2 protein-coding genes are annotated in these 2471 nt (G+C 35.4%); both read right to left on the bottom strand.

The genetic code is table 11. The features are described from left to right. On the bottom strand, positions 1-1434 hold a 1434-nt coding region (locus AC1DSL_RS17195), incomplete at its 3' end, for a PHP domain-containing protein (RefSeq protein WP_477533153.1). Next, on the bottom strand, positions 1427-2471 hold a 1045-nt coding region (locus AC1DSL_RS17190), incomplete at its 5' end, for a zinc-ribbon domain-containing protein (protein WP_477533152.1). The genes AC1DSL_RS17190 and AC1DSL_RS17195, both read right to left, overlap by 8 nt.

Below are 2471 nucleotides of genomic sequence, written 5' to 3'. Positions count from 1 at the left end.
CTTGAACATTGCAGGTCTGCGATGTGGACTCACATCAACGTCAATGTCCAATGCTGAAACATCACCCCTCATCTGCTCTAGGTGTCTCCAGTGTGGCATTTCAACTCCGTATTTCAGAGGATGTATGGCTGTTATTTTTAATAAATAATTCAAAAGGTAGCCTGAAGCTGATCCTCGACCAACTCCTACTAGCGTTCCTTCATCACGACTTTCATCTCCGCAAGAATCCGCCCAAGCGATGGAAATTATTTCTTGAACCGTTACATAATACGAACCCATTGACTGCCCCATCTTAATAGAAATTTCCCAAAGCTCTCCCAATTCCAAATTAATCCTTGCTAATGTTTCATGAAATTCTTCTTTAGTTATTTGGGGTGTATATATTAATTCTACAAAACCCTTCTCTACAAGATGTATTAAGTATCTGTCCTGCTCATTGTCTGAGAAAGCCATTTTTTTGATGTATGGGTAACGTTCATATCCATCTTTAAAAATATGGGACACTTCAAAATCTGGTAACTCAATTTTCGGAATCACGGTAGGGGATTCTAAAGTGTAATCTTCTATAGAATCTCCTATTCTCAAAGTGTTTAATAGAGCTTCAGTTATAATTGATTCATCAATGTAATCAAGTTTTGCGTAAATTTCCTCTTTTGTGTGCAGATAGCAAGATTCATAGAAGCTCATTACTTCTCGCTCTGCATTTTTAGAATTAAGGAAAGCTGCATGAATTTCAGCATCTTCTGGTCTTAAATAGTGAGCATCTGTTGTAATAATCAATGGCAATTTTAATTCTTTCGAAAACTCAATGAGCTTATGATTTACTTTTCGTTGCTCATCGCTACGAGATGGTTGTAATTCTAAATAAAAATTGTTTTCTCCAAACAAATCTGCACACCATTCCAGAAATTCTTTGGCTTTATCATATTCACCATTCAAAATGTGAATTGAGCTTTCCGATCCCAAACAAGCAGAACTGCCAATTAGCTTATTAGGATACTCTCTAATGATTTTTTCTAAGTGTGCTTTAGTTGTAGGCACTCTTTCCATTAATCCTGTATAGAAACTGTTCTTCCAAGCCTGACTAGAGAGCTTTCTGAGTGCTAAGTGTCCAATTGAGTCTTTAGCGAGAAGGAGAAAATGTGGAAATTTTGTGATGCCCGACTGATAATTATCACGAGTCTCCTCTAAATTTGAAATTAAATAAATTTCATTTCCAAGAATCAAACGGAAGTCACTCGGTATCTTACCTTTCGCTTTAAGCTCTCTAACCTTTTGTATTCCACGAATATGCGATCCCGTTGACTCATGCTCCGTCAAGGCTACACCGCTTAAGCCTAAATCTGCTGCGGTTTGTATTAAATCCTCTACTTTTGCTAAGGAGTCGATTAATCGAATATTGGATATGTCACTGTGAGAATGGAGATTAATCATTGACAATATTGTTTACCTCCTTATAATAATCTTCTTTATAAACCCATTTAAATCCATATGCTGTTTTAGCTTTGCCTTTGCAACATGCTGATATTAACGATGCTTTGCTTCCTATAGCTCTAGAGGCGTCTACAACAGCATCGTATTCATTAACATAATTACCATCTAAATCTAATTGGACTACACTCCTTCGAACAGACTCTCTTACTGAATGAGCTTTAGAGATTCTAGGGAATTTACAGAATCCATTTTTATTTCCTCCTCTTAGATATCTTCTTAATGTCCCTACCGATACTCCTAATAATTCTACAATTTCTTCTAAAGAATTTATTTCTGAGTTCCATAGCTCATAAGCCTTTTTTATTATCGAGGCTATAGAATCTTCTTGAACCTTAATCCAATCAATGCTCTTTAAAGGTAGAATCTTTGATAATTCGCTTAAGCAAATACTTTTAATAATGTAGCCTTTGTCAGAAATTCTAGCATCTATAACAATATAATTTTCAATACTGTTATTTTTTGCTAAAGCAAACTTCAGTTTATCGTTTTCTTGTTCTTCTTTGAGGTTTCTACCACCTCTATTTAGTCTTCTTTCATAATGCTGAAGTCCGTGTACTTCAATAATAGTATTTAAATCAGGAAGATAAAAATCATAAACCTTCCCATCTGACCAGTCAAATCTCTTTTGTGGATGTATTTTAATATTAGTCTGCTTCAAAGTATTAAATAGAAATTTCTCAGGATAACTAACTCCATCAGAACAGCTAGAGCAAGATAACCCTTTTACAGAAATAGAACTTATCTGCTTATTATTGATGACCTCCTGACAAACATTACACTTCCAATCCACTCTCTTATTGCTCATAAAAGTGTATTTATATCCATCTTCTGGATTAGCGAGTAGCTTAGCCAATTCTGGATTCGTAGTCCACATATCGTTGAAACCTATAAAAATTTTCTTCCCACTACAGATAGGACACCCATTGCCCTTCTTTCTATTTACTAAGCTTGATTCCCATTCATGCCCACATTCACCT

The organism is Paenisporosarcina sp. P4_D4, from assembly GCF_056401835.1.
The sequence above is the reverse complement of the archived record's forward strand: the minus strand, read 5'-3'. Positions and strand labels throughout refer to the sequence as shown.